Here is a 2,583-nt window from a genome sequence, read left to right as displayed (position 1 = left end):
TAGGAATACACCGGCCTGTTAGCAATTTTTGGCACATAATAATACATCAATCCTAAAAATGGCGTAGTAAGGAAAAAGGCTACTGCATTATGCCCATACCACCACTGAACCAATGCATCTTGAACACCGGCATAGACTGAATAACTCTTCAATCCATCTACCGGAAGTGCCAAACTATTAAAAATATGAAGTACAGCTACAGTTACAAACGTTGCCAGATAAAACCAGATTGCCACATACAAGTGACGCTGCCTCCTACGAAGAATGGTTCCAATCATATTGATCCCGAAAGCTACCCAAACTACTGCAATAGCAATATCAATAGGCCATTCCAGCTCTGCATATTCTTTGGAAGATGTATATCCTAACGGAAGTGTGATTGCGGCTGCTACTATTATAAATTGCCAACCCCAAAAGTTAATATTACTAAGCCAGTCACTATACATACGAGCTTTCAGAAGGCGTTGCATGGAATAATAAACCCCCGCAAAAATTGCGTTCCCCACAAATGCAAAAATCACTGCATTGGTATGAAGTGGCCGTAAGCGTCCAAAGCTTAGCCAAGAAACCCCATCAGTCATGTTCGGGAACATAAACATAAATGCCAGTAAAAGCCCTACTGACATTCCCACTACTCCCCATAATAGGGTAGCATAAATAAACTTCTTTACGATTTTATTATCGTAATAAAATTGCTGTAATTCCATAATTAGAAATCTGATTTGTTAGTTGTTGATTTATTGGTTTTTGAAGTGTTTTTGTGTTCTTTATTTTGATTTGAAGATTTATCTTTAACCAACTCGTCATCAAAAAGCATGCGCACTGAAGGAGTGTAAGTATCATCATATTGACCTTTTTTCAAACTGAATATAAAAATGACAAAAAAAACAATTGCAACCAATGTGCTGATAATCAAGGTTAAGTAGATAATATTCATCTGTATAAGTTTGTTTTCAAAAGTAATTGTACTTCATTCCAGAAAAAATGACATTTGTCATACTTCAATGAAATTACAATAAACTAATTAGTTGTTTAAAATTACAAAATTTAAGTTTTTTGTTTAGGAAAAGACTTAAACAAAGTAGTTTAAATTTGAAATTATTATTAAATTTTTAGTTTAAAATAGTATTTAAATACTGAAGTTGATTTAAAGGAAGGTTTTGTTTTAAATTGACTAATTGTAACTTAACCTCCTCATTTTTGACAACCAGGTTGCTTAACAGTTCACGACTTCTGGATCTAAAACGCCAATTGGGATGCAAGCACGCGTCTAATAAATTAATCAGATTTTGATTTGTAAAACCATCCAAACTATAAAGATATTGAAATGCCAGTTGCCTAATTTCGAAACTATACTCCGAAGACGAATAAGCGCTTAGCTCCTTAAAAAGTTCTTGTTTCAAATGGTCCTGATAGCCATCAGTAGCCAGTGCCAATGCCAGCCAGAGCTGTCTCACATTTTTGTCCTGAAAGCCAATAAAATTGGAAGTCGCATCAAGATAATGTGATCTTTTTTCAGGAAAATTTACCCATAGATGATACAAGGCGGCTTCCTGTGTTAAATAAGAAGCATCAGTTAGTAAAGTCTCGTAATCTTGTTTTAATTCTAAAGGTATTTTTTCTAGGCTTAAAGCAATTGCCTGACGAATCAGAATAGATTCACTTCTAAAAGCTTTTTGAAAAAAAGGGATGCTTTGTTCAATGGCTTCTTCTGATAGCTGAAAAACCACTGCCTGACCTAAATAATCATTCACAGGTGGTTTTAAAAGCACATTGAAAATTGATTGCTTCTCTTCAAGTGGTTTGTCTGACAAAGTCAATAAACTCATATAGTGCTCAATAAAAGGAGATTTTCGCAACGAATTCATTGCCTGAGTAGCTTTAAACGCCAACTGATTCAACCAATCATCTCGAAACCAATCTAATGATTGGTTTGTGAGGTATTCTAATTCATTTAAAAAATCTTCTGTAACAGCTGATTTAAACTGATATTTTTTTAAATAATTTTGAATCGCTTGCCTAAAAGCCAAATCTCCCACTTGTTCTCTGAGTATATGTAACGCCCAGGCACCCTTTTGGTAGTATGTCAATGAACTTGCTCCTTTTTTCAACAGGGGTTCCCCTTTTCCCTGATTACTTAATTCTATTAATTGCTCAGCAGATTCATAAAGTTTCCAGTAATAGTAATCATGACCAAATACTTCACGTTCGGCAAGTAAAGCATAATAGGTAGCAAACCCTTCCTGTAACCAATGATGCTCACTACTTGTTGCAGTAACCAAATTTCCAAACCACTGATGAGCAAGCTCATGAGCATTTACATGTACATAATTTCGGTCTGTAAAACCAATAGAGTCCACCACAAAGGCTTCCGAAAAAACTGTCAAAGTAGTATTTTCCATACCGGCATAAAGAAAATCCCGAACGGGCACTTGTTTGTAATTTTGCCAGGGATACTCAATCCCTATTTCTGATTCTAAAAAATCAAAAAGCTGACGAGTGTAGCGATAAGTTGAACCCTGTTTATAGCTGTCTAAAGGGTCAATGTAATAAACAAGTGGAATTCCTGAATTAGACGTTTCA

The 2,583-nt window shown here is 35.2% G+C and carries 3 protein-coding genes; all 3 read right to left on the bottom strand.

The features are described 5' to 3' along the window. Positions 1 to 707 (bottom strand): cbb3-type cytochrome c oxidase subunit I (locus tag AACY61_RS12195; RefSeq protein ID WP_339611849.1); only part of this gene is annotated, 707 nt, incomplete at its 3' end. A 2-nt stretch (positions 708 to 709) separates the two neighbouring features. Beyond that, complete coding sequence (gene ccoS, locus AACY61_RS12190) at positions 710 to 937, bottom strand: cbb3-type cytochrome oxidase assembly protein CcoS (RefSeq protein WP_339611848.1); 228 nt, start codon at positions 935 to 937, stop codon at positions 710 to 712. A 175-nt stretch (positions 938 to 1,112) separates the two neighbouring features. Further along, the coding region (locus AACY61_RS12185; RefSeq protein ID WP_339611847.1) for a M1 family aminopeptidase at positions 1,113 to 2,583 on the bottom strand (1,471 nt) is incomplete at its 5' end.

Origin of the sequence: uncultured Planktosalinus sp. (assembly GCF_963973675.1) — a bacterium.
Classification (GTDB): Bacteria; Bacteroidota; Bacteroidia; order Flavobacteriales; family Flavobacteriaceae; genus Planktosalinus.
This window is presented reverse-complemented; position numbering and strand designations above follow the sequence as displayed.